Source organism: Thioclava sp. F36-6 (assembly GCF_002020305.1).
Taxonomy (GTDB): Bacteria; Pseudomonadota; Alphaproteobacteria; order Rhodobacterales; family Rhodobacteraceae; genus Thioclava; species Thioclava sediminum.
Genome location: NZ_MPZX01000002.1, coordinates 831,473 through 852,009, shown reverse-complemented (window position 1 = coordinate 852,009; position 20,537 = coordinate 831,473). Strand labels below are relative to the sequence as shown.

The window sequence follows — 20,537 nt, the reverse complement described above, 5'->3', positions numbered from 1 at the left end:
ATGATCGGAATTGTAAAGGCAATTCTTTTACTAAGGAATTGCACAGATCACTCTGCGCCCGCGCAGACATAATTCGGGAACCATCCGGGATCAGTTGGAAGGGCGGATCAGAACCACTGGCCGGGTTCGATCAGACCCAGATCCATGAGCTGCTGGCTCGACCAGTTGAAACGTTCGGAATTGACCCAGGTGAAGCTGTGCACATCGTAGGTCGACCCGGGATTGAACTTCAGCGCTTTCGCGACCCGGAACGAGGCGGTGGCACAGGTCAGGTTATGGTGCCACGGGCAGGAATAGGTGTTGTATTCCTCGTCGTTGAACGTGTGACCGGGGCGCAGCTTCAGGCCGGACTTGGCGCGGAACAGGGCGATCCGGTCGATCTTGCGGCGCTGGGCGGGGACATGCTCCTCGAAGCGCCAGCGCAGCCCGCCGAAGAAATCCAGCTGCCGCTCTTTCGGGTGGTCGTGGTTCTCGGGGTCGAGCCGAGCGAGCGCGTAATAGCCTGCCTTGTCGAACATCGCGTTCTCGGTATCGACGCCGTTCGGATGCGCCTCCAGATCGCCGGTATAGAGGTCGATCACATAGCTCAGCATCGAGGCGCGGCGTTCTTCGGTGTGAAAGCTCAGAACCTCGCCGATCGAGCGGCTCTCGCAGAAGGGAAAGAATAGGTATTCCGCGTTGAAGCAGTAATAGAGCCAGGTGCCCGGGGGGACTGCGGCGACGATCGGGTTGATTGCGAGGGGCGCTGCGTCGCGGCGGTTCAGCTCGAAATCGATGCGGTAGATTTTCGTCGGGCTGTCGGCGGCCAGATCGTCCGGCAGGTCCATCGCGGCATGGCCCAGAACCAGCAGCACCGGAAATCCGAGGTCGACATGGTGGCGGATCGTGCTCTCCAGCTCGACCCCGTCCTCCGCGAGGATCAATCCGACCGGGCCTTTGGACAGCGCCGCGCTCTGGCGGCTGAGAAAATCGATCAGCGAGGAATATTTCATGCCCGATGCAGCCCTTTCGCGGGGTCTTCGGGCGCAGGATCGGGGAAGGCTCGCATGAAATCAAGCCTTTACGGCCCGCCCCAAGCGCGACCTTGCGGGAAAGGGTGATTTGGCTGTATCAGGCCCGCTGGAAAGACGCGCGAGGATTGGCATGAGCGACGCTCCGAAAAAGCTGCATATCAAAACCTATGGCTGTCAGATGAACGTCTATGACAGCGAGCGCATGGCCGAGGCCATGGGCGCCAAGGGCTATGAGCTGACCGACGATGTTGGCGCGGCGGATATGGTGCTGCTCAACACCTGCCATATCCGCGAGAAGGCGGCCGAGAAGGTCTATTCCGATCTGGGCCGCCTGCGTCCGTTCAAGGAGGCCAAGCCCGACCTGAAGATCGGCGTCGCGGGCTGTGTCGCGCAGGCCGAGGGCGACGAGATCCTGCGGCGCTCGGATCTGGTGGATCTGGTCGTGGGCTCGCAAAGCTATCACAAGCTGCCCGAACTGGTCGCGCGGACCGATAATGGCGCGCGCCCTGTCGAGACCGAGTTCCCGCTGGAAGACAAGTTCGACCATCTGCCCGCGCGGCCCGTGCAGACGCGCCCGACGGCGTTCCTGACGGTGCAGGAGGGCTGCGACAAGTTCTGCGCCTTCTGCGTGGTGCCTTACACGCGCGGGGCCGAGGTTTCGCGCCCGGCGGACAAGATCCTGCGTGAGGCGCAGGCGCTGGTGGAGAAAGGCGTGCGCGAGATCACGCTGCTGGGTCAGAACGTCAACGCCTATCACGGCGAGGGTGAGGGCGGTGACTGGTCGCTCGCGCGGCTGGCCCGGTCGCTCGCCAAGATCGATGGGCTGGAGCGCATCCGCTACACCACCTCGCACCCGAACGACATGGAAGACGATCTGATCGCGGCCCATGGCGACGAGCCGAAGCTGATGCCCTATCTGCATCTGCCGGTGCAATCGGGCTCGGACAAGATCCTCAAGGCGATGAACCGCAAGCATACGGCGGAGAGCTATATCCGCCTGATCGAGCGTATCCGCGCCGCGCGCCCCGACATCGTGATCTCGGGCGATTTCATCGTGGGCTTCCCCGGCGAGACCGATCAGGACTTCGAGGACACGATGGCGCTGATCCGCGAGGTCAATTACGGCATGGCCTATTCGTTCAAATACTCGCCGCGCCCGGGCACGCCCGCGGCTGGCGCGAAGGGCGCGGTGCCTGCCGAGGTCGCCGATGCGCGGCTGCAGGAGTTGCAGGCGCTTCTAACCTCGCAACAGCGGGCCTGTCAGGAAAGCATGATCGGGCGCGAAGTGAACGTGCTTTTTGAGAAGCCCGGGCGGCTGGACGGCCAGTGGGTCGGCAAATCCGATTACCTGCAGGCGGTCCATGTCTCGGGCGAGGGGCTTGGCCCCGCCGTTCTGGCGAAGGTGCGGATCACCGGCACGGCGCCGAATTCGCTGGCGGGCGAGTTGATCTGAGCTCTCTTCGCGCCGACGTCTCAAATGAAAAGGGCCGCGTGATCCGCGGCCCTTATGATTAGGTAACCCTGACCGATCAGTTCGGGCCGGGCGGGTCGTTTGCGATCGCTTTCAAAAGCTCTCTACGAAGGCCTTCGGGATTGCCCACGAGGCTCTCGTTCTTGCAGATCTGAGTCGCGAGGCCGTTCGCATCGCCGTAATCGTAGCCGAAAGCCACCAGATCATCGACGAAGCTGCCCTGCGGGTGATCCCAGATCGTCTCGCGCCACGGGCCGCGGAAGCAGTCGATATGAATCTGTTGCTTGCGGGTCGGTCCGCAGACGGTCTGGTTATTGACGTGATCGCGCCCGACCGGGCCGGTGTAGCAGCTCGTACCGGCCTGTGCGGCGCCAGCGAACGCCATACCGGTGAGCAGCGCGGCGGCGGTGATTGCAATGGTCTTCATCTCTCGAGACTCTCCTGATCGGGCAGCGGAATAACATGCGGCGCTCAAGATCCCTCCGACCCGAGCGCCGTCAGGGTGCAGTTTGCCCTGAATAAACCTAAATTGGCGAGAGATTGTCGATATTTGCCGGGTTTGTGAGAACAATAGCCAAAAAAGATAGCGGGTGTTCCGATTGTTGCGACAGTTCTCGCGCTAGGGTTGTGGGGCGTTTGGCTTTTGCCGCGCGATTCTGCGCCACGGAAGCCCTTTTTCACAGCCAGCGATTCGGCGGGCATGATGCGGTGCGGCGAAGACGTGACGTTTCGATCAGCGTATCGGTGCGCATCCCCTTGCGAAACCGACTTCGCCTAATAAATAGGCAATGCCGCCAAGCGGAACCGCGCCTGCGTTTTTTGGTTTCAGTTTGATGAAATTCGCCGCCGCGCCTAGGAGGGCGGGAAACCAGTGCTTGCGTGAATCCCCCGAGGCAGGCACCATATCTTTACCAAACCAGCTAAGGAGACTCTGTATTTGGGCTTCAGCGCGATCACACCCCCGCCTCGCTCTCAGGATGCTCACGAGACGCTTCTTGAGTTCCCCAACAACCGGCTGCTGATCGATCTTTGCGGTGAATTCGACCGCAATCTGGCCCAGATAGAGCACAAGCTTCAGGTTCACATCCTGCGGCGCGGCAACCAACTGGCCGTGGTGGGCGAGCCCGAAGCGCAATCGCAAGCCGCTGCCGTGCTGCATCAGCTGTATCAACGCCTTGAACAGAACAAGCCGATTGACGCCGAAGAGGTCGATGCGGCGCTGCGCATGGCCGATCTGGGCGGCACCGGGACCACGGTCGACGAACAACTCGAGATGTTCGAGGCGGGCAAGTTCGAGATCCGCACGCGCAAGAAGCAGGTCGAGCCGCGCACCGAGGCGCAGAAAGCCTATGTGAAGCATCTCTTCGAGCACGAGCTGGCCTTCGGGATCGGGCCTGCGGGCACCGGCAAGACCTATCTCGCCGTGGCCGTGGGTGTGACCATGCTGATCGGCGGTCATGTCGACAAGATCATCCTGTCGCGTCCGGCCGTCGAGGCGGGCGAGCGTCTTGGCTTCCTGCCCGGCGACATGAAGGACAAGGTCGATCCCTATATGCAGCCGCTCTATGACGCGCTGAACGACTTTCTGCCGGCCAAGCAGCTTGCGAAGCTGCTGGAGGAGAAGCGGATCGAGATCGCACCGCTCGCCTTCATGCGCGGCCGCACGCTGTCGAACGCCTTCGTGGTGCTCGATGAGGCGCAGAACGCCTCGACCATGCAGATGAAGATGTTCCTGACCCGTCTCGGCCAAGGCTCGCGGATGGTGATCACCGGCGACCGCTCTCAGGTGGACCTGCCGCGCGGGATGCCCTCGGGCCTTCAGGATGCGGAGCGTATCCTCGGCCATGTCGAGGGGATCAGCTTCAACTACTTCACCGCGAAAGACGTGGTGCGTCACCCGATGGTCGCGAAGATCATCGACGCCTATGACAAGGCGGAAGGCGAGTAAGGCCGCGAGGCTTTCGACGGAGTTTCAATCTGCCCGCGCCTCGGCGCGGGCAGATTGGTTTGTCGGTGGGGACACGGAAGGGACGCGCCCGAGCCTCGGGTGGGCGCTTTGTAGCGTGGGTGGCTTGGCGGTTTATCTTCGCAAGCCCGAACGACATTCGAGCCCGCTAGGACATCGCCAATGCGCCCTCCCGGGGGGAGGGTCGGGCGCGGCCCGGGGCTTGTCGCCCCCGAGCGGGTCCCCCATGAAAAACGCCCGGCCATTCGGACCGGGCGTTTTCAAATTCCATCGCGAAGAGTTCAGCTCTCGGACTTGCCTTCGAGCGCCTCGATGCGGGCTTTCAGCGCCTCGTTTTCCTCGCGCGCTTTCTGTGCCATCGCACGCACCGCGTCGAACTCCTCGCGGGTCACGAGGTCACGGTCGGCCAGCCAGCGGTCCATCCAGCTTTTCATCGCCGTCTCGGCCTCGTCCTTCGCGCCTTGGGCCACGCCCATCGCGTTGGTCATCAGCTTGGACATTTCGTCGAACATCTTGTTGGGCGGCTGCATCGGCATCCCCTTGCGGTCAATTTTTGCTTCCCTGTCTATATGGGCCCCGGCGGTCCCGCTGGCAAGGTTGACTTCCCGGCCCGCGCAGGGCTTTCTCGCGGCGATTTCTGACAGGAGACTGCCTTGCTGCCTCTCGCCATTCCCTTCCCCGATTTCGATCCGGTGGCCATCACGATCCCCGGTCTCGGCCTGCCGATCCGCTGGTATGCGCTGGCCTATATCGCGGGGCTGATCGCGGGCTGGCAGATCATCGTGGCGCTTATGAAGCGCGATACGCTCTGGCCTCAGAGCCGCTCGCCGATGGAGCACGGCAAGGTCGAGGACCTGCTGACGGCGGTGATCATCGGCGTGGTTCTGGGCGGGCGACTTGGCTTCATCCTGTTCTATGAGCCCGCGTGGTATCTGTCCCATCCCCTCGATATCGTGAAGGTCTGGCAGGGTGGCATGTCCTTCCACGGGGGCTTTCTGGGCACGCTGCTCGCGGGTTGGTGGTTCGCGCGACGGCATGACGTGCCGAAGCTGCAACTGGCCGATGCGATGGCGTTGGTCGCGCCGATCGGGCTGTTCCTCGGGCGGATCGCGAATTTCATCAAGCCCGAGCTTTGGGGGCGGCCCACGGACGTCCCGTGGGGCGTGATCTTCCCCGGTGAACTGGCGCAGACCTGCCTCGGGATCGCGGGGCAGGTGGATGGCACCTGCGCGCGCCATCCCTCGCAGCTCTACGAGGCGGGGCTGGAGGGGCTGCTGCTGGGCCTGATCCTGTGGAGCATGGTGTGGTTCGGCCGCTCGCTGAAACGCCCGGGCCTGAGCCTCGGCGTGTTCCTGATGGGCTACGGCGCCGCGCGTGCCTTCGTCGAGCTGTTCCGCCAGGGCGATCCGCAATTCGTGACCCTCGGCAACCCGTATGGCCACGTGATCCGCTTCACCGATGGCTGGGGGCTGACGATGGGGCAGGTGCTGTCGCTGCCGATGATCGCGGTGGGGCTGTATTTCGTAATCCGCGCGCTTCGGGCGCCGAAAGCCTCGTGACCCCGCTGGGCGACATCCTTGCCGCGCAGATTGCGGCAGAAGGGCCGATGCGGCTCGACCGCTATATGAGCGCCTGCCTGCTGCATCCCGAGCATGGCTATTACGCGACCCGCGATCCGTTCGGGCGCGCAGGTGATTTCATCACCGCGCCGGAGATTTCCCAGATGTTCGGCGAAATGCTGGGGCTATGTCTGGCGCAGGCGTGGCTCGATCAGGGGCGGCCCGCGCCCTTCGTGCTGGCCGAGGCAGGGCCGGGGCGTGGCACGCTGATGGCCGATATGCTGCGCGCGATGAAGGCGGTGCCGGGGATGGTGGAGGCCGTAGAGATCCATCTGATCGAGGCCTCGCCGACCTTGCGCGAGATTCAGCGCGAGACTCTGGCGCCGCATAAGGTCACTTGGCACGAGACGATCGACGACCTGCCCGAGAGGCCGGTTTTCCTCGTCGCGAACGAGTTTCTCGACGCGCTGCCGATCCGGCAGTTCCAGCGGGACGGCGAAGGCTGGGCCGAGCGGCAGGTGGGGTTGTCCGACGACGGCGATCTGACGCCCGGCCTCGCGCCGCCGTCGCGTCTCGAGGCGCTGGAGGCGCGCATGTCCGACACCATGCCGGGCGATGTGGTCGAGACCTGTGCGGCTGCGGTGAACTTCACCGAGACGCTGGCTGCGCGGATTGCAAACCAAGGCGGCGCGGCGCTGCTGATCGACTATGGCAACTGGCATTCCAAGGGCGACACGTTTCAGGCGCTCAAGGGCCATGAGCCCGTCGATCCTTTCGCACAGCCCGGCGAGGCGGACCTGACCGCCCATGTCGATTTCGAGCCTCTCGCGCAGGCCGCACAAGACGCGGGGGCCGCCGTTTCGGGCATGACCGCGCAGGGCGTTCTGCTGGAGCGGCTCGGCATCACGGCACGTGCGCAGCGCCTCGCGCAGGCGTTATCGGGGCGCGCGCGAGAGACCCATATCGCCGCGCATCGCCGCTTGACCCACCCCGAGGAAATGGGTCACCTGTTCCAAGCTCTGGCGATTGTCGCACCCGCTGCGCCGCTGCCGCCGGGGTTCGATCCGAAGACCGTCTGAGCTATTGAGGAACGCGATGTCGACGATGCTCGAAATTCTGACCTCACCCGCCTTGGGAACCGTGAAGCACGGGTTCTTCACGCGCAAGGGCGGCGCGTCCTCGGGCATTTTCGCGGGGCTCAACTGCGGTCCCGGCTCGTCGGATCAAAGCGAGGCGGTGCGCACCAATCGCGCTCGGGCCGCCGATGCGATGGGCGTGGAGCTGAACGCGCTGCAAGGCGTCAATCAGGTGCATTCGCCCGATGTCGCCGTGATCGAAGAGATCACCGATCCGCCGCCGCGCGCCGATGCGGCCGTGACCAAGGTGCCGGGCATCGCGATCTCGATCCTGACCGCCGATTGCCAGCCGGTGCTGTTCTCCGATCCGAAAGCGGGCGTTATCGGCGCGGCGCATGCGGGATGGCGCGGCGCGATGGAGGGTGTGCTGGAGAACACGCTCGACGCGATGGAGCGTTTGGGCGCGCATCGCGAGAATATCACGGCGGTGATCGGGCCCTGCATCTCGGTCCATTCCTACGAGGTCGGCGAAGACTTCATGGAGCAGTTCCTGATGGAGGACATGGACTACAGCCGGTTCTTCTCGCCCGGGCCCTCGGGCAAGCCGCATTTCGACCTGCCGAGCTTCTCGCTGCACCGGCTGCGCGAGGCGGGCGTCGGCGAGGCGGAATGGATGCGCCGCTGCACCTATCAGGAGCCTGAGCGCTTCTATTCCTATCGCCGCACGACCCATGCGGGCGAGGCCGATTACGGGCGTCTGCTCTCGGCGATCCGGCTCTGATCCGGGCACGCGGGCGGCGCGCTTTACGATATTGGCGGGGCGGCTGAGACAATCCGCGTTGCCGCATTCGTTCGTTTCCTTGCGCGAAAAAATCCAACTCCCGCCCCATGCTGGCCCCATTGCGCGGGCAGAACAGTCCCGAACCGGATCGAAAACGATCTCGAGACGAGGGGACAAAGATATGAACAAATCTCAACCGACCCGCCGCTGGATGAAAGCTGCCGTGGCCTCCGCTCGCGACTGCGACACGCGGATGCCCTGGGCACGCAAGGCGCGCCCTTCGCAGGCCGGCCGCCCTGTGGCGTCTGCAACGCGCCGGGTCAGCGCCGCACAGTGACCTCCCTTCTCGCGCGGCGATCGTAATTGGTCATGCTGATCGCAATGCGAGACCTGGCCGGGCGCTGCCACGCCCGGCCATTTTCATCACCCGTCTCCAGTGTCTCTGGGGGCGGGTGATTCGTTTCGAATGTGGTGAGACTGTGGCCGTTTGTGCGCGGTGGGGAAACGTGCCGTAAGGGCAGGGGCTGACTGCTCGGCGATCGCGAGACAATCGCGTCAATAATTTGACGGCCTCGCACGTTTTAGCCATGTTGTGAGCGTCTCTCTGCAACCGGTGGGGGCCGATGCAGCCGTGAGAAGACCGAAAGGCCTATCGCATGAATCTACCCCACCGGACGGCAGCTGCCGCGCTACGTCCCACCGAAACCGAACCGCCTCTGCCGCGCCCTTTGCGGGCGAGTCCGAATGCGCCGAAACGCGCCCTGCGCGCCTCTGCGATGACCCGCCGCTATGCCGCGTGGTGGCTGGGGGCGAACGGCTTCATCGAAGAAACATCCCGCGTCGCCCCGGCGATTCCGCTGTTCGAGGAGGCGTTCTCCGCCTTGGCGCGCGGTGCCGTGATCGCGACCGAGGAAGGCCCGGTCTCGGTTGAGGATCTGGTGCCGGGGATGCGGGTTCTGACCGCCGATGAGCGCGTCGAGACCGTCACCTGGAAAGGCTCGATGACGATGTTCCCGGCGGCGAAGGACGTGGCCGCGCGGATGATCCGCGTGACTGCCGAAGCCTTCGGACACGGCCGCCCGTCGCAGGATCTGGTGCTGGGTCCGCATGCGCGGATCTGCCTGCGCGATGCCCGGCTGCGCGGGCGTCTGGGCATCGAGGCGGCCTATGCGCCGATCGCGGCCTTCGTCGATGGGGTGAGCGTCATCGAGGTTACGCCGATCTCGCCGGTCTCCGCCTATCATCTGGTGCTCGAGCAGCACGGCTCGCTCAAGGTCGGCGGCATGGAGGTCGAGAGCTTCCATCCCGGCGAAGGGTTCGAGCGGATGATCGACCCGCGGATGGCTGAGCTGTTCCTCGCGCTGTTTCCGCAGATGGACAAGCTGCGCGAGTTCGGCCCGATCGCCGCGCCGCGGCTGACCCGGTTCGAGGTCGAAGAAATGCTAATCTGATCGGGACCTTCAGGGGTAAAGGTTCCGGTTGGAGTTGACAGTGCTTGTGGGGAGCCGGTCACGGAAACGCCGCGCGTTGAGAACCTCGCGCGGCGTTTTTTCGTTTTCAGAACGGGGCGGGAGAATTACTCCTCCATCGCCTCCAGCTCGTCGATGAAGCCTTCGATCATCGACAGACCCTTGTCCCAGAAGGCCGGGTCGGACGCATCGAGGCCGAAGGGCGCGAGCAGTGCCTTGTGGTGCATCGAGCCACCCGCTTCCAGCATCGCGAAATACTTGTCCTGGAAGCCCTCGGGCGCGGCCTCATAGGCGGCGTAGAGCGCGTTCACCAGGCCGTCGCCGAAGGCGTAGGCGTAGACGTAGAAGGGCGAGTGGACGAAGTGCGGGATGTAGGACCAGAAGGTCTCATAGCCCTCCATGAACTCGAATGCCGGGCCGAGGCTTTCGCCCTGCACCGACATCCACAGCGCGTTGATATCCTCGGGCGTCAGCTCCCCTTCGGCGCGGGCTGCATGCAGCTTGCACTCGAAATCGTAGAAGGCGATCTGGCGGACGACCGTGTTGATCATGTCCTCGACCTTGCCGGCCAGAAGCGTCTTGCGCTCTTCCTTGGTTTTCGCGGCAGCCAGCAGCTTGCGGAAGGTCAGCATCTCGCCGAACACCGAGGCCGTCTCGGCCAGCGTCAGCGGCGTGTTGGCCAGCATCTCGCCCTGTTTCGCGGCCAGCACCTGGTGGACGCCGTGGCCTAGCTCATGCGCCAGCGTCATCACGTCGCGCGGTTTGCCGAGGTAGTTCAGCATCACGTAGGGGTGGACGGTGGTCACGGTCGGATGCGCGAAGGCGCCCGGTGCCTTGCCCGGCTTCACGCCCGCATCGATCCAGCCTTTGTCGAAGAAGGGCTGTGCGATGTCGGCCATGCGCGGATCGAAGCCGGAATAGGCGTCGAGCACGGTGTCCTTCGCCTCGTCCCACATGATGTCGCGCGGGGCCTCGGTGGGGAGCGGCGCGTTGCGGTCCCAGATCTGCAGCGTGTCGAGGCCGAGCCATTTTGCCTTCAGCTTGTAGTAGCGATGCGACAGGCGCGGGTAGGCTGCGACCACGGCGTCGCGCAGCGCCTGCACGACTTCCGGCTCCACGTCGTTCGACAGGTGGCGACCGGTCTGCGGCGTCGGCATCTTGCGCCAGCGATCCTCGATTTCCTTTTCCTTCGCCAGCGTATTGTGGATGCGCGAGAAGGTGCGGATGTTCTCGCCGAACACATTCGCCAGCTCTTTCGCCGCCGCTTCGCGCTTTTCGCGATTGTGGTCGGAGAGAAGGGTGGTGGTGGCCTCAAGCGAGAGCTTCTCGCCCTGCACCTCGAATTCCAGCGCGGCGGTGGTCTCGTCGAAGAGGCGGTTCCAGGCGGCGGCGCCGACGACCGATTGATCGTGGAGGAATTTCTCCAGCTCGTCGGAGAGCTGATAGGGCTTCATCGCGCGCATCCGGTCAAACACCGGCTTGTAGCGGGCGACTTTCGAATCGGCGAAGACGGCCTCGTAGGTCTCGTCCGGGATGCGGTTGAATTCGAGGCTGAAGAAGACGAGCGGCGTGGTGTAGGTGGTGATCTTGTCCTGCGCATCGGACAGCAGCTTCACCCGCGCCGGGTCGGTCGTGTTCTGGTAATAGCGCAGGCCCGTATAGGACATCACGCGGCCCGCTTTCTCGTCGATTTCCTCGTAGCGCTTGATGCACTCTGCCATGCCCGCGGCATCAAGATCGGCCAGCTTGCCTTCGTAATCGGCGGCGAACTCGGCGCAGGCTTTTTCCAGCCATGCCATGTCCTTGGTCAGTTCCGGCGCGTCGGGTGCGGGGTAGAGATCGCTCAGATCCCATTCGGGCAGATCGCCGAACGCCCCTGCATTTGAATTCGCATCGAAAACGGGGCGGCGGGGTGTGAGCGTCATGAGGTTCCTCGTGTCTGATCGGTTGCTTTCCAGATAGGGGCAGGGGCGCCGCCCTGACAAGGGCGCGGGGTCGCTCGGTGCTGCACAATTTTTCGGCAGATGCTATGAAATGAACTTTTCCCGGACGCGGCGCGTTGCATAACATCGGCCATCGCCTTTTACTCGCGGGGTACAGGGCCTAGACATAAATAAAAGACTAGGGGGACTTAACCGGCGCGATGACAGAGTATTTCAACGAGATGTTCGACGGCGGCAAAGTGCGTCAGCCCTATAACGGGCTCGACGGCTGGATGCGCGAAATGCCGTCCGAGTTGCGCGCGATGAAGCAAGCCGAGGCGGAGGCGCTGTTTCGCAGGATCGGCATCACTTTCGCCGTCTATGGCGAGGGCGGCGATCCGGACCGTCTGATTCCCTTCGACATGTTTCCGCGCGTTTTCACCCAGCCCGAATGGCGCAAACTGGAGCGTGGCATCAAGCAGCGCGCCCGGGCGCTCAACGCCTTTCTGCTCGACGTCTACGGGCGCGGCGAGATCGTGCGGGCGGGGCGAATCCCGGCGCGGCTGGTCTATCAGAACGACGCTTACGAACGGGCGGTTTCGGGGTTCATTCCACCGCGTGGCATCTACAGCCATATCGTCGGCGTCGATCTGGTGCGCACCGGGCCCGATCAGTTCTATGTGCTCGAAGATAACTGCCGCACCCCGTCGGGCGTCTCCTACATGCTGGAGAATCGCGAGATCATGATGCGGATGTTCCCGCAGCTGTTCCGCGAGAACCGGATCGAGCCGGTGGATGGCTATTCGGATGCGTTGCGCCGCACCTTGGCCTCGGTCGCGCCGACGAAATGCGAGGGCGAGCCGACGGTCGCGATCCTCACGCCGGGGCATTTCAACTCGGCCTATTACGAGCATTCCTTCCTCGCCGACCTGATGGGTGTCGAACTGGTGGAAGGCCCGGACCTGTTCTGCGAGGGCGGCTTCTGCTGGATGCGGACGACGGAAGGCCCGAAGAAGCTCGACGTGATCTATCGCCGGATCGACGACGCATTCCTCGACCCGCTCTGCTTCCGCCCGGATTCGATGCTGGGCATTCCGGGGCTGATGGATGTCTACCGCTCGGGCGGCGTTTCGATCTGCTCGGCGCCCGGGGCGGGCGTGGCCGACGACAAGGCGATCTACACCTTCGTGCCTGAAATGGTGCGCTTCTATCTGGGCGAAGAGCCGCTTCTGGAAAACGTGCCGACCTGGCAATGCGCCAAGAAGGACGACTGCAAATACGTTCTCGAAAACCTCTCCGAACTGGTGGTGAAAGAGGTCCACGGCTCGGGTGGTTACGGGATGCTCGTCGGTCCGAAATCGACCAAGGAGCAGATCGAGAATTTCCGTCACAAGATCGAGGACAACCCCGAGAACTACATCGCCCAGCCGACGCTGGCGCTGTCGACCACGCCGACCTTCGTGGAAGAGGGCGTGGCCCCGCGTCACGTCGATCTGCGGCCCTATTGCCTTGTCGGCGAGAAGGTCGAGCTGGTCCCCGGCGGGCTGACCCGCGTCGCGCTCACCGAAGGGTCGCTCGTCGTGAACTCCTCGCAGGGCGGGGGCGTGAAAGACACCTGGGTTTTGGCGGAGTGATCGGATGCTGAGTAGAACCGCTGAAAACCTGTTCTGGGTCGCGCGCTACATGGAGCGCGCGGAGACGATGGCACGGCTTCTGGAGGTCGGCGCGCGGATCGCGCTGACGCCCTCGACCGGGCATGGCTACCGCTCGGAATGGGAGAGCCTGCTGCAAGCCTCGGGCACCGCCGACGGCTTCTCCGAGAAATACGGCGACCCGGTGCAGCGCAATATAGAGAGCTACCTGTTCTTCGACCGCGACAACCCGTCCTCTGTGGTGTCCTGCATCGAGCGGGCGCGGGAAAACGCCCGCATCGTGCGGACGGCGATCACCGGTCAGGTCTGGGATACGCTCAACACCGCGTTTCAGGAAATCCGCCAGATCGAGCGTCAGCCGCGTTCGGAATGGGAGATTACCGAGCTCTGCGAATGGGTGGCCCGACAATCGGCGCTGCTGCGCGGGGCGATGGACGGCACGATGCTGCGCAATGACGGGTTCTTCTTCATGAACCTCGGCTATGCGCTGGAGCGGGCCGACAACACTGCGCGTCTGATCGACGTTAAGTACTTCGTGCTACTGCCCTCGGTGGAGATGGTGGGCTCGGGGCTCGACAACTACCAATGGCAGGTGCTGCTGCGCGCGCTGCAATCCTACCGGGCCTTCCACTGGGCCTATGGCGGCGAGTTGACGGCGTCGAAGATCATGCATTTCCTGATCCTCAATCCGGCCAGCCCGCGCTCGCTGATTTCGGCCACGCGCAAGGCGATGCACCATCTCGACAATCTCGAAAGCTTCTACGAGGTCGAGCCGGGCACCGGCCTGCCGCAGATGCGCGCCAAGGCGATCATGACCGAGCTGAACCAGACGCAGGTCGCCGAAATTATCGACGAAGGCCTGCACGAGTTCCTCACCCGCTTCATCGGCGAGGTCGGGCAGCTTACCGCGCTCGTTCAGCAAACCTACCTGTCGGGAGATGCGCGATGATCCTCACCGTCAACCATGTCACCACCTATGATTACGACGCGCCGATGGGCGCTGCGGTGCAATCTTTGCGCATGTTCCCCTCGCGCTTCGAAGGCCAGCGCGTGATCGAATGGGACGTCTCGGTCGAAGGCGGTCTCCGTGGCGGGTCGTTCCGCGACGGCGCGGGCGACCGCATCGAGGGCTGGTCGATCCGTCCGCCGGTCGACGAGGTCGCGATCACCGTGAAAGGGCAGGTCGAGACATTCGATACCTCGGGCGTGCTGCGCGGCCATCGCGAGCTGGTGCATCCGATGGCGTACCTGCGCGAGACCGTCGCGACCTGGATCGACGACAGTCTGGCGGCGCTGGCGGAAGAGGCCGTTGCAGGGGCCACGGAAGATCTCAACCGGGCGCATCGCCTGAGCGCTGCGATCTCCGAGGCGATCGCCTACAAGCCGGGGGCGACCCATTCCCACACCACCGCCGCCGAGGCGCTGGCGCAGGGCGAGGGGGTCTGTCAGGACCACGCCCACGCGCTGGTTGCCGTGGCCCGCTGTGTCGATCTGCCCGCGCGCTATGTCTCGGGCTACCTCTTCGCGACCGATGACGGCACGCCGCACGAGGCCGCGCATGCCTGGGGCGAGATTTGGGTCGCAGGGATCGGCTGGATCGGCTTCGACCCGGCGAACAAATGCTGCCCCGACGAGCGCTACATCCGCCTCGGCTCCGGTCTCGATGCGCGCGAAGCCGCGCCGATCCGTGGCATCACCCAAGGCTCGGGTGAGGAGCGACTGCACGTCACAGTTGCCTTGGACCAAGTCCAGCAATAGATTGCGCGCTTGTCAGGGATCAGGGAACGAACATGACCTATTGCGTAGGCCTCTTGCTGAACGAGGGGATGGTGCTGCTGTCGGACACGCGGACCAATGGCGGGCTCGACAACATCGCGACCTATCGCAAGATGTTCACCTTCGAGGAGCCCGGCGAACGGGTGATCGCGATCATGACCGCAGGCTCGCTCTCGGTGACGCAAACGACGCTGGCGCGGTTGCGCGAAGCGGCGGATGCGAGCGACGCGACGGGCGACAGTTCGATCATGGAAGCGCCGACGATGCTGAAAGTGGCCGAGATTATCGGCAACACGATGGCGGGCGTGCGCAAGGACATCACGAGCCGGATGGATGCCGAGCGGGTCTCGACCTCGGCCTCGATGATCGTCGCGGGCCAGCGCGCGGGCGGCGAGATGCGGATGTTCCTGATCTACCCGGAAGGCAATTTCATCGAAGCGACCGAGGACACGCCCTTCCTGCAGATCGGCGAGCATAAATACGGCAAGCCGATCCTCGATCGCGTGGTGCGCCCCGAGACCAACCTGATCGACGCTCAGAAGGCGGTGCTTCTTTCGATGGATTCGACGCTGCGCTCGAACCTCTCGGTGGGGATGCCTCTCGATCTGGCGGTGATCAAGAAAGACGATTGCCGGATTTCCAGCCAGCGCCGCATCGAGGCGGGCGACAGCGATTTCGCGGAAATGTCGGAAGCCTGGTCGAACGCGCTGCGCGACAGCTTTACGCAGATTCAGCTTTGACCGGTTCGCGGGCTTCCAGCCCGCCCGCTGCGTCGAACAGCGCGGCGCAGCCGTCGTAGAAGCGTTTCCGCGTCGCGGGGACTTCCATCATCAATTCGTGCTCGGCGCCGGGGATCACGTCCAGCGTGCCCTTCGGCCAGCGCCTCATCCGCTCATGGACCGCGGGCGTGTGCACGATCTTCTCCACCCCGCCCAAACCGCAATAGCAGGGCAGGTCGGGGGAAGGGAGCGCGGCCAGCGCCTCGCATTCCAGCAGACTCTCGGCGACCCAGTGGATCGTCGGGCCGGCCAGCGTCAGTTCGGGATGTTTCGCGGCCTGCTCGACCAGCCAGGCCCACATCTCGGGGTCGCGGGTCAGGCGGTTCGACTCGAAACTGTCGCGGTAGACATAGGTGGTGCCGTTCATGCCGGGCGGATAGCTGTTCGCAAGTAAGCCTTCGCCCAGAAGGTTCGCGAGAACGATCCGGAACGGGTGCAGCAGGGCTGAGGTGGCGATCCCCCACATCGGCGCAGAGAACGCGACCGCGTTGAAGCGATGGTGCTCGTGCATCACCGCGCGCAGCGCGATCGCGCCGCCCATCGAGTGACCCACGATGTAATAGGGTTGCGGCAGGCTCAGCTCGTCTGCAGCCGCGATCACCGCATGCAGATCCCACTGGTAATCCTGCAAGCCGCCGACATGGCCCTTTTCGGGCGCGTCCGGCAAAAGCCGGTCGGCCAAGCCTTGCCCGCGCCAGTCGATGGCGAGCATGGCATAGCCCCGGGCCGCGAACTCCGCGGCCGCAGGGCCGTATTTCTCGACATATTCGGTGCGCCCGCATCCCAGAAAGACCGTGCCGCGTGGTTGGGGCGGTGCTGGCCAATGTGCGAAACGTATCCGCACACCATCTTCCGCCGTAAGCCAGTAGGCCGCGCCCCCCTCGGGGCCGCGCGCGATCTCTTCGAAAAGCGGTGCGCGTTCCATCAGGCGAGCGCCGCACCCAGCTGCATGGCGAGGCCCATCGAGCCGTCGACCGAAAGCTTGCCGGACATGAAGGCCGCGGTGGGGTTCACTTCGCCGTTGAGCATGCCTTCGAAAGTTTCGCGGTCGGCGGTCAGAACCACCTCTGCGTCGTCGTCGCCTTCACGCACGCCGTTTTCGTCGGCAATGATCGAGCCTTCGTCCTCGATCACGAATTTTGCAGTCGAAGAAAACCCATCGGGCAGTTTCGCCCGCAGCGCCTCAACGGCCTTGTCGATAACCTCGCTCATCGCGTCCTCCAAATTTGATGGCCGGGCTCTCGCATTCTCCGGCAATTGCATTACAGTCATGATTTATGTGGCAGCGATTTGACAGATACAAATGTGTCGTCACGGCATTTTGCTTTTCGGCGATGCTGGGAACAATGGCGGCATTCCCCGCCAGCGCCGAAACCGCGGGGCTCGAGCCGTATTTCAAAGAGTTGGCCGATCCGAACGATCCGGGCTGGTCGCGGGCCGAGGCGGACATCCGCAGGGCGTGGTCGCGCTCGGGGTCTGCGGCGATGGATTTGCTGTTCAAGCGCGGCGAGGACGCACTGGACGCGGGCGACACCGAGGCCGCGATCGAGCATTTCACGGCGCTGACCGATCATGCTCCCGATTTTGCAGCTGGCTGGAACGGGCGGGCGACGGCCTATTTCATGGCCGGGCTTTACGGTCCTTCGGCGGCGGATATCGCACGTACCCTGAAGCTGGAGCCGCGTCATTGGGGCGCGCTTGCCGGGTTGGGGGCGATCCTCGAAGAGATGGGCGACGACAAGCGCGCGCTTGAGGCCTATCAGAAGTCTTTTGCCTTGAATCCGCATCAACAGGATGTGAAAGACGCCATTGCGCGCCTCGATAAGGCGCATCAGGGCACGGCTCTCTAAGGGCTGGAACGGAGCTGCGATGCAAGGCGGGCGGATCACGGCCGTTCTGGGGCCGACCAATACCGGCAAAACCCATTACGCAATCGAGCGGATGCTGGCGCATCGGACCGGCGTCATCGGGCTGCCGCTGCGGCTGCTCGCGCGCGAGGTCTATGACCGGATCGTCGCGCAGCGTGGGCCCTCTGTCGTGGCGCTGGTCACCGGCGAAGAGCGTATCGTGCCCGAGCGCACGCAGTACTGGGTCTGTACGGTCGAGGCGATGCCGACGGGGATCGGCGCGGACTTCCTGGCCATCGACGAGATTCAGCTCTGTGGCGATCCCGAGCGGGGTCATGTCTTCACCGACCGGCTGCTGCATGCGCGCGGGCTGCACGAGACGCTGTTCCTCGGCTCGGAGACGATGCGCGGGGCAATCGCGGCGCTGGTGCCGAAGGTGCAATTCACGAAGCGCGAGCGGTTTTCCGAGCTGACCTATTCCGGGTCGAAGAAAATCTCCCGGATGAAGCCGCGCTCGGCCATCGTCGGGTTTTCGGTCGAGAATACCTATGCGATAGCGGAACTGATCCGCCGCCAGAAAGGCGGCTGCGCGGTGGTGATGGGCGCGCTTAGCCCGCGCACCCGCAATGCGCAGGTCGAGATGTATCAGAATGGCGACGTCGATTATCTGGTCGCCACCGATGCGATCGGCATGGGGCTCAACCTCGATATCGACCATGTCGCGTTTTCGGCCACCTCGAAATTCGACGGGCGGCGGATGCGTCCGCTCTTCCCGCATGAGCTGGCACAGATCGCGGGCCGGGCAGGGCGCCACACCACCGACGGCACGTTCGGCGTGACCGGTGAGGCGCGACCGCTGCAGCCCGAGGTGATCGAAGCTGTCGAGAACCACCGTTTCGCGCCGCTGCAACGGCTGCAATGGCGTAACGGTCGGCTCGAATTCGGCACCGTGGACCGGCTGATCCAGTCGCTCGACGCGCGGCCAGAGGGCGAATGGCTCACCAAGGGGCGCGAGGCGGACGATGCGCGCGCGCTCAAGGTGCTGGCTGACGATCCGGCGATCCGCGACCGCATCACCAGCCCAAAGGATGTGCAACTCCTCTGGGATGTCTGCCGAATCCCCGATTTTCGTTCGATTTCCGAGGCCGAACATGCAACGCTTCTGGCGCGCATCTTCGAGTTCCTGCAATCGGGCAAGGGCGTGCCCTCGGACTGGCTTGCACGTCAGATCGAGCGTATCGACAGGACGGGCGGCGATATCGACACGCTCTCGCGTCGTCTCGCCTTCATCCGCACATGGACCTATGTTGCGCAACGCAAAGGGTGGGTCGATGATGAAAGCCATTGGCGCGAGGCGACCCGCGCTGTAGAAGACCGCCTGTCGGACGCGCTGCATGGCGCGCTGACGCAAAGATTTGTGGACCGGCGCACCTCTGTGTTGATGCGCCGGCTCAAGCAGAAGGAGACCCTCGTGGCCGAGGTGAACGACAAGGGCGAAGTGACGGTTGAAGGCGAATTCGCGGGCCGTTTGGAAGGATTCCGGTTCAAGCAGGACGAGACCGGCTCGCCCGACGAGGCGAAGATGCTTGCCCGCGCGGCCTACGAGGCGCTTGCGCCCGAGTTCAGCCTGCGCGCGGACCGCTTCTACAACGCCCCCGATACGGAGATGGATTTCACCGAGCAGGGCGGCCTGATGTGGGGCGATACCGCTGTCGGCAAGCTGGTGAAGGGGCCCGATCTCCTGAAGCCGACCGTGCAGGCTTTCGTCGATGACGAGGCGGGTGCGGATGTGGCCGAGAAGGTCACGCGCCGTCTGCAGCATTTCATCGACCGCAAGGTCGCAGCCCTGTTCGAGCCGCTTCTGGCGATGAGCCGTGACAAAGAACTGACGGGTCTCGCCCGTGGCTTCGCGTTCCGCATGGTGGAATCGCTGGGCATCATCCCGCGCGAACAGGTCGCCGCCGAGGTGAAGGATCTCGATCAGGACGCGCGCGGCTCGCTGCGCAAGCACGGCGTGCGCTTCGGCCAATACACGATCTTCATGCCCGCGCTTCTCAAGCCCGCGCCGACGCGGCTGCGGCTGGTGCTGGCCTCGCTGTGGTCGGGTGCGGATGAATTCCCCGAAAGCCCGCCTCCGGGCCTCGTGACGATCCCGAATATCGACGCGTTCGATGCCGAGACCTACCGCCTGTCGGGCTACCGTCCCTCGGGCGCGCGGGCGATCCGCATCGACATGCTCGAACGTCTCGCCGATCTGCTGCGCACGCAGGACAGCCGCGGCGGGTTCGAAGCCAATCCGGACATGCTCTCGATCACCGGCATGACGCTGGACCAGTTCGCCGATCTGATGGGCGGCATGGGCTACAAGGCCGAGAAAGGCGAGCGCGCGAAGGTGAAAGCCGCCGATCTCGAGAAGGCCGAAGAGCAAGCCGGTGCCGAGGCGCTCAAGACCGAGCAGGCCGACGAGGCGAAAGCCGAGGCTGGCGGCGGCGAGCAGCCTGCCGAGACCCATCCCGAGGCCGAGGCTGCGGCCGAGGCTGGCGGCGACATGGTGGCAGCCGATGACGTGGCCAGCGACGAGGTCGAGGTCTTCTACACCTTCACCTGGGCGCCGCGTCCGCGCGGCAACCGTCCGCCGCGCCGCGAGCAGGGCCAAGGTGGCAAGCCCGGTGGCGAACGTGGCGAGCGCAAGGGTGGCGGCAAGCCGCATGGCAAGCGCGACGGTCACAAGGGCAAGAAGGGGGGCAAGCCGCAAGGTGCGCGCAACTTCGAGGCCCGTCCGCCGAAGAAGGACAAGCCGGTCGATCCGGACAACCCCTTCGCGGTTCTGGCTGCCCTCAAGGACAAGAAGTAACGACCCGCCATGGCTGACGCGCCCGAGCGCATCCGCATCGACAAATGGCTCTGGCAGGCGCGGTTCTGTAAGACCCGCGGCCTCGCGCAGGAGCTGGTGCAGGGTGGCAAGGCGCGCGTCAACGGTCAGCGCATCGACAAGCCCGGCCGAGCGATCGGACCGGGCGATGTGCTGACGCTCAGACTCGGCAAAGGGCAGGACGCGCGGATCTGCGTTTTGCGGGTGCTGGACTGCGGCACCCGGCGCGGTCCGGCGGTCGAGGCGCAGGCGCTTTACGCATTGCTCGAACCGGAAGGCTAAGCTGTGCGCAATGCCGCAGCGAAAAGCTCGGGCTCTCTCTTGAAAGAGGTGGCATCCCCCGCTAGGACGGGT

The 20,537-nt window shown here is 64.3% G+C and carries 19 protein-coding genes; 13 read left to right on the top strand and 6 right to left on the bottom strand.

Features of this window, described 5'->3' with window-relative positions; translation table 11 throughout:
• Positions 1-107 precede the first annotated feature (107 nt).
• Positions 108-992, bottom strand: coding sequence for a glycosyltransferase family 2 protein (locus BMI88_RS11180; RefSeq protein WP_078548706.1), 885 nt, complete (start codon positions 990-992; stop codon positions 108-110).
• A 151-nt stretch (positions 993-1,143) separates the two neighbouring features.
• On the opposite strand from BMI88_RS11180, the gene miaB reads away from it, so the two are divergent.
• On the top strand, positions 1,144-2,466 hold the full coding sequence (gene miaB / locus BMI88_RS11175) for a tRNA (N6-isopentenyl adenosine(37)-C2)-methylthiotransferase MiaB (RefSeq protein ID WP_078548704.1): 1,323 nt from the start codon (positions 1,144-1,146) through the stop codon (positions 2,464-2,466).
• A gap of 76 nt (positions 2,467-2,542) precedes the next feature.
• Here the strand turns inward: miaB and BMI88_RS11170 are convergent, their stop codons facing one another.
• A complete protein-coding gene (locus BMI88_RS11170) occupies positions 2,543-2,911 on the bottom strand; it encodes a hypothetical protein (protein WP_078542121.1) in 369 nt (122 codons plus the stop codon).
• 510 nt (positions 2,912-3,421) lie between these two features.
• Between BMI88_RS11170 and BMI88_RS11165 the strand changes: the two genes are divergently transcribed.
• Positions 3,422-4,432, top strand: coding sequence for a PhoH family protein (locus BMI88_RS11165; RefSeq protein WP_078548700.1), 1,011 nt, complete (start codon positions 3,422-3,424; stop codon positions 4,430-4,432).
• Positions 4,433-4,731: 299 nt separating this feature from the next.
• Here the strand turns inward: BMI88_RS11165 and BMI88_RS11160 are convergent, their stop codons facing one another.
• Positions 4,732-4,980 (bottom strand): accessory factor UbiK family protein, encoded by a 249-nt coding sequence (locus BMI88_RS11160; RefSeq protein ID WP_078520603.1) that lies wholly within the window; start codon positions 4,978-4,980, stop codon positions 4,732-4,734.
• Positions 4,981-5,103: 123 nt separating this feature from the next.
• Between BMI88_RS11160 and lgt the strand changes: the two genes are divergently transcribed.
• The 4 genes from lgt (at position 5,104) to BMI88_RS11140 (ending at position 9,317) form a co-directional block, all read left to right on the top strand.
• Positions 5,104-6,009, top strand: coding sequence for a prolipoprotein diacylglyceryl transferase (gene lgt / locus BMI88_RS11155; RefSeq protein ID WP_078548697.1), 906 nt, complete (start codon positions 5,104-5,106; stop codon positions 6,007-6,009).
• Positions 6,006-7,088 (top strand): SAM-dependent methyltransferase, encoded by a 1,083-nt coding sequence (locus BMI88_RS11150; RefSeq protein ID WP_078548695.1) that lies wholly within the window; start codon positions 6,006-6,008, stop codon positions 7,086-7,088. Before lgt ends, BMI88_RS11150 begins: the two co-directional genes overlap by 4 nt.
• A gap of 25 nt (positions 7,089-7,113) precedes the next feature.
• Positions 7,114-7,866 (top strand): peptidoglycan editing factor PgeF, encoded by a 753-nt coding sequence (gene pgeF / locus BMI88_RS11145; protein WP_078520602.1) that lies wholly within the window; start codon positions 7,114-7,116, stop codon positions 7,864-7,866.
• A 776-nt stretch (positions 7,867-8,642) separates the two neighbouring features.
• On the top strand, positions 8,643-9,317 hold the full coding sequence (locus tag BMI88_RS11140) for a Hint domain-containing protein (RefSeq protein ID WP_168173976.1): 675 nt from the start codon (positions 8,643-8,645) through the stop codon (positions 9,315-9,317).
• 125 nt (positions 9,318-9,442) lie between these two features.
• Here the strand turns inward: BMI88_RS11140 and BMI88_RS11135 are convergent, their stop codons facing one another.
• Positions 9,443-11,260 (bottom strand): M3 family oligoendopeptidase, encoded by a 1,818-nt coding sequence (locus BMI88_RS11135; protein WP_078548689.1) that lies wholly within the window; start codon positions 11,258-11,260, stop codon positions 9,443-9,445.
• 218 nt (positions 11,261-11,478) lie between these two features.
• Here BMI88_RS11135 and BMI88_RS11130 point away from each other — a divergent pair, with 218 nt between their 5' ends.
• Genes BMI88_RS11130 through BMI88_RS11115 form a run of 4 tightly spaced genes read left to right on the top strand, consistent with a single transcriptional unit; the run spans position 11,479 to position 15,425 of the window.
• Positions 11,479-12,891 (top strand): circularly permuted type 2 ATP-grasp protein, encoded by a 1,413-nt coding sequence (locus tag BMI88_RS11130; protein ID WP_078548686.1) that lies wholly within the window; start codon positions 11,479-11,481, stop codon positions 12,889-12,891.
• Between the two features lie 4 nt (positions 12,892-12,895).
• A complete protein-coding gene (locus tag BMI88_RS11125; RefSeq protein ID WP_078520529.1) occupies positions 12,896-13,858 on the top strand; it encodes an alpha-E domain-containing protein in 963 nt (320 codons plus the stop codon).
• Positions 13,855-14,667 (top strand): transglutaminase family protein, encoded by an 813-nt coding sequence (locus tag BMI88_RS11120; RefSeq protein ID WP_078548683.1) that lies wholly within the window; start codon positions 13,855-13,857, stop codon positions 14,665-14,667. Before BMI88_RS11125 ends, BMI88_RS11120 begins: the two co-directional genes overlap by 4 nt.
• Before the next feature lie 32 nt (positions 14,668-14,699).
• Complete coding sequence (locus BMI88_RS11115) at positions 14,700-15,425, top strand: peptidase (RefSeq protein WP_078548680.1); 726 nt, start codon at positions 14,700-14,702, stop codon at positions 15,423-15,425.
• Here the strand turns inward: BMI88_RS11115 and BMI88_RS11110 are convergent.
• Both BMI88_RS11110 and BMI88_RS11105 read right to left on the bottom strand, forming a co-directional pair.
• On the bottom strand, positions 15,406-16,389 hold the full coding sequence (locus BMI88_RS11110) for an alpha/beta hydrolase (protein ID WP_078548678.1): 984 nt from the start codon (positions 16,387-16,389) through the stop codon (positions 15,406-15,408). The two genes, BMI88_RS11115 and BMI88_RS11110, sit on opposite strands and share 20 nt — an antisense overlap.
• Positions 16,389-16,676, bottom strand: a complete 288-nt coding sequence (locus BMI88_RS11105) for an SCP2 sterol-binding domain-containing protein (protein ID WP_078520525.1) — start codon at positions 16,674-16,676, stop codon at positions 16,389-16,391. The genes BMI88_RS11110 and BMI88_RS11105 overlap by 1 nt, the downstream gene beginning before the upstream one ends.
• Before the next feature lie 134 nt (positions 16,677-16,810).
• Between BMI88_RS11105 and BMI88_RS11100 the strand changes: the two genes are divergently transcribed.
• The 3 genes from BMI88_RS11100 to BMI88_RS11090 are packed head-to-tail and all read left to right on the top strand — an operon-like array spanning position 16,811 to position 20,465.
• Positions 16,811-17,314: a tetratricopeptide repeat protein gene (locus tag BMI88_RS11100; RefSeq protein WP_246831868.1), complete on the top strand. Its 504-nt coding sequence runs from the start codon at positions 16,811-16,813 to the stop codon at positions 17,312-17,314.
• Positions 17,315-17,333: 19 nt separating this feature from the next.
• Positions 17,334-20,165 carry a helicase-related protein gene (locus tag BMI88_RS11095; RefSeq protein WP_078548675.1) on the top strand — a complete coding sequence of 944 codons (2,832 nt, stop codon included), beginning with the start codon at positions 17,334-17,336 and terminating at the stop codon, positions 20,163-20,165.
• A 9-nt stretch (positions 20,166-20,174) separates the two neighbouring features.
• Positions 20,175-20,465, top strand: coding sequence for an RNA-binding S4 domain-containing protein (locus BMI88_RS11090; RefSeq protein WP_078542109.1), 291 nt, complete (start codon positions 20,175-20,177; stop codon positions 20,463-20,465).
• The last annotated feature ends 72 nt before the right edge of the window (positions 20,466-20,537 follow it).

Excerpts from the sequence above, each read along its gene's own strand:
- BMI88_RS11180 (WP_078548706.1), bottom strand. The coding sequence starts at position 992 with ATGAAATATTCCTCGCTGATCGATTTTCTCAGCCGCCAGAGCGCGGCG.
- miaB (WP_078548704.1), top strand. The coding sequence starts at position 1,144 with ATGAGCGACGCTCCGAAAAAGCTGCATATCAAAACCTATGGCTGTCAG.
- BMI88_RS11170 (WP_078542121.1), bottom strand. The coding sequence starts at position 2,911 with ATGAAGACCATTGCAATCACCGCCGCCGCGCTGCTCACCGGTATGGCG.
- BMI88_RS11160 (WP_078520603.1), bottom strand. The coding sequence starts at position 4,980 with ATGCAGCCGCCCAACAAGATGTTCGACGAAATGTCCAAGCTGATGACC.
- pgeF (WP_078520602.1), top strand. The coding sequence starts at position 7,114 with ATGCTCGAAATTCTGACCTCACCCGCCTTGGGAACCGTGAAGCACGGG.
- BMI88_RS11140 (WP_168173976.1), top strand. The coding sequence starts at position 8,643 with ATGACCCGCCGCTATGCCGCGTGGTGGCTGGGGGCGAACGGCTTCATC.
- BMI88_RS11135 (WP_078548689.1), bottom strand. The coding sequence starts at position 11,260 with ATGACGCTCACACCCCGCCGCCCCGTTTTCGATGCGAATTCAAATGCA.
- BMI88_RS11130 (WP_078548686.1), top strand. The coding sequence starts at position 11,479 with ATGACAGAGTATTTCAACGAGATGTTCGACGGCGGCAAAGTGCGTCAG.
- BMI88_RS11125 (WP_078520529.1), top strand. The coding sequence starts at position 12,896 with ATGCTGAGTAGAACCGCTGAAAACCTGTTCTGGGTCGCGCGCTACATG.
- BMI88_RS11120 (WP_078548683.1), top strand. The coding sequence starts at position 13,855 with ATGATCCTCACCGTCAACCATGTCACCACCTATGATTACGACGCGCCG.
- BMI88_RS11115 (WP_078548680.1), top strand. The coding sequence starts at position 14,700 with ATGACCTATTGCGTAGGCCTCTTGCTGAACGAGGGGATGGTGCTGCTG.
- BMI88_RS11110 (WP_078548678.1), bottom strand. The coding sequence starts at position 16,389 with ATGGAACGCGCACCGCTTTTCGAAGAGATCGCGCGCGGCCCCGAGGGG.
- BMI88_RS11105 (WP_078520525.1), bottom strand. The coding sequence starts at position 16,676 with ATGAGCGAGGTTATCGACAAGGCCGTTGAGGCGCTGCGGGCGAAACTG.
- BMI88_RS11100 (WP_246831868.1), top strand. The coding sequence starts at position 16,811 with ATGGCGGCATTCCCCGCCAGCGCCGAAACCGCGGGGCTCGAGCCGTAT.
- BMI88_RS11095 (WP_078548675.1), top strand. The coding sequence starts at position 17,334 with ATGCAAGGCGGGCGGATCACGGCCGTTCTGGGGCCGACCAATACCGGC.
- BMI88_RS11090 (WP_078542109.1), top strand. The coding sequence starts at position 20,175 with ATGGCTGACGCGCCCGAGCGCATCCGCATCGACAAATGGCTCTGGCAG.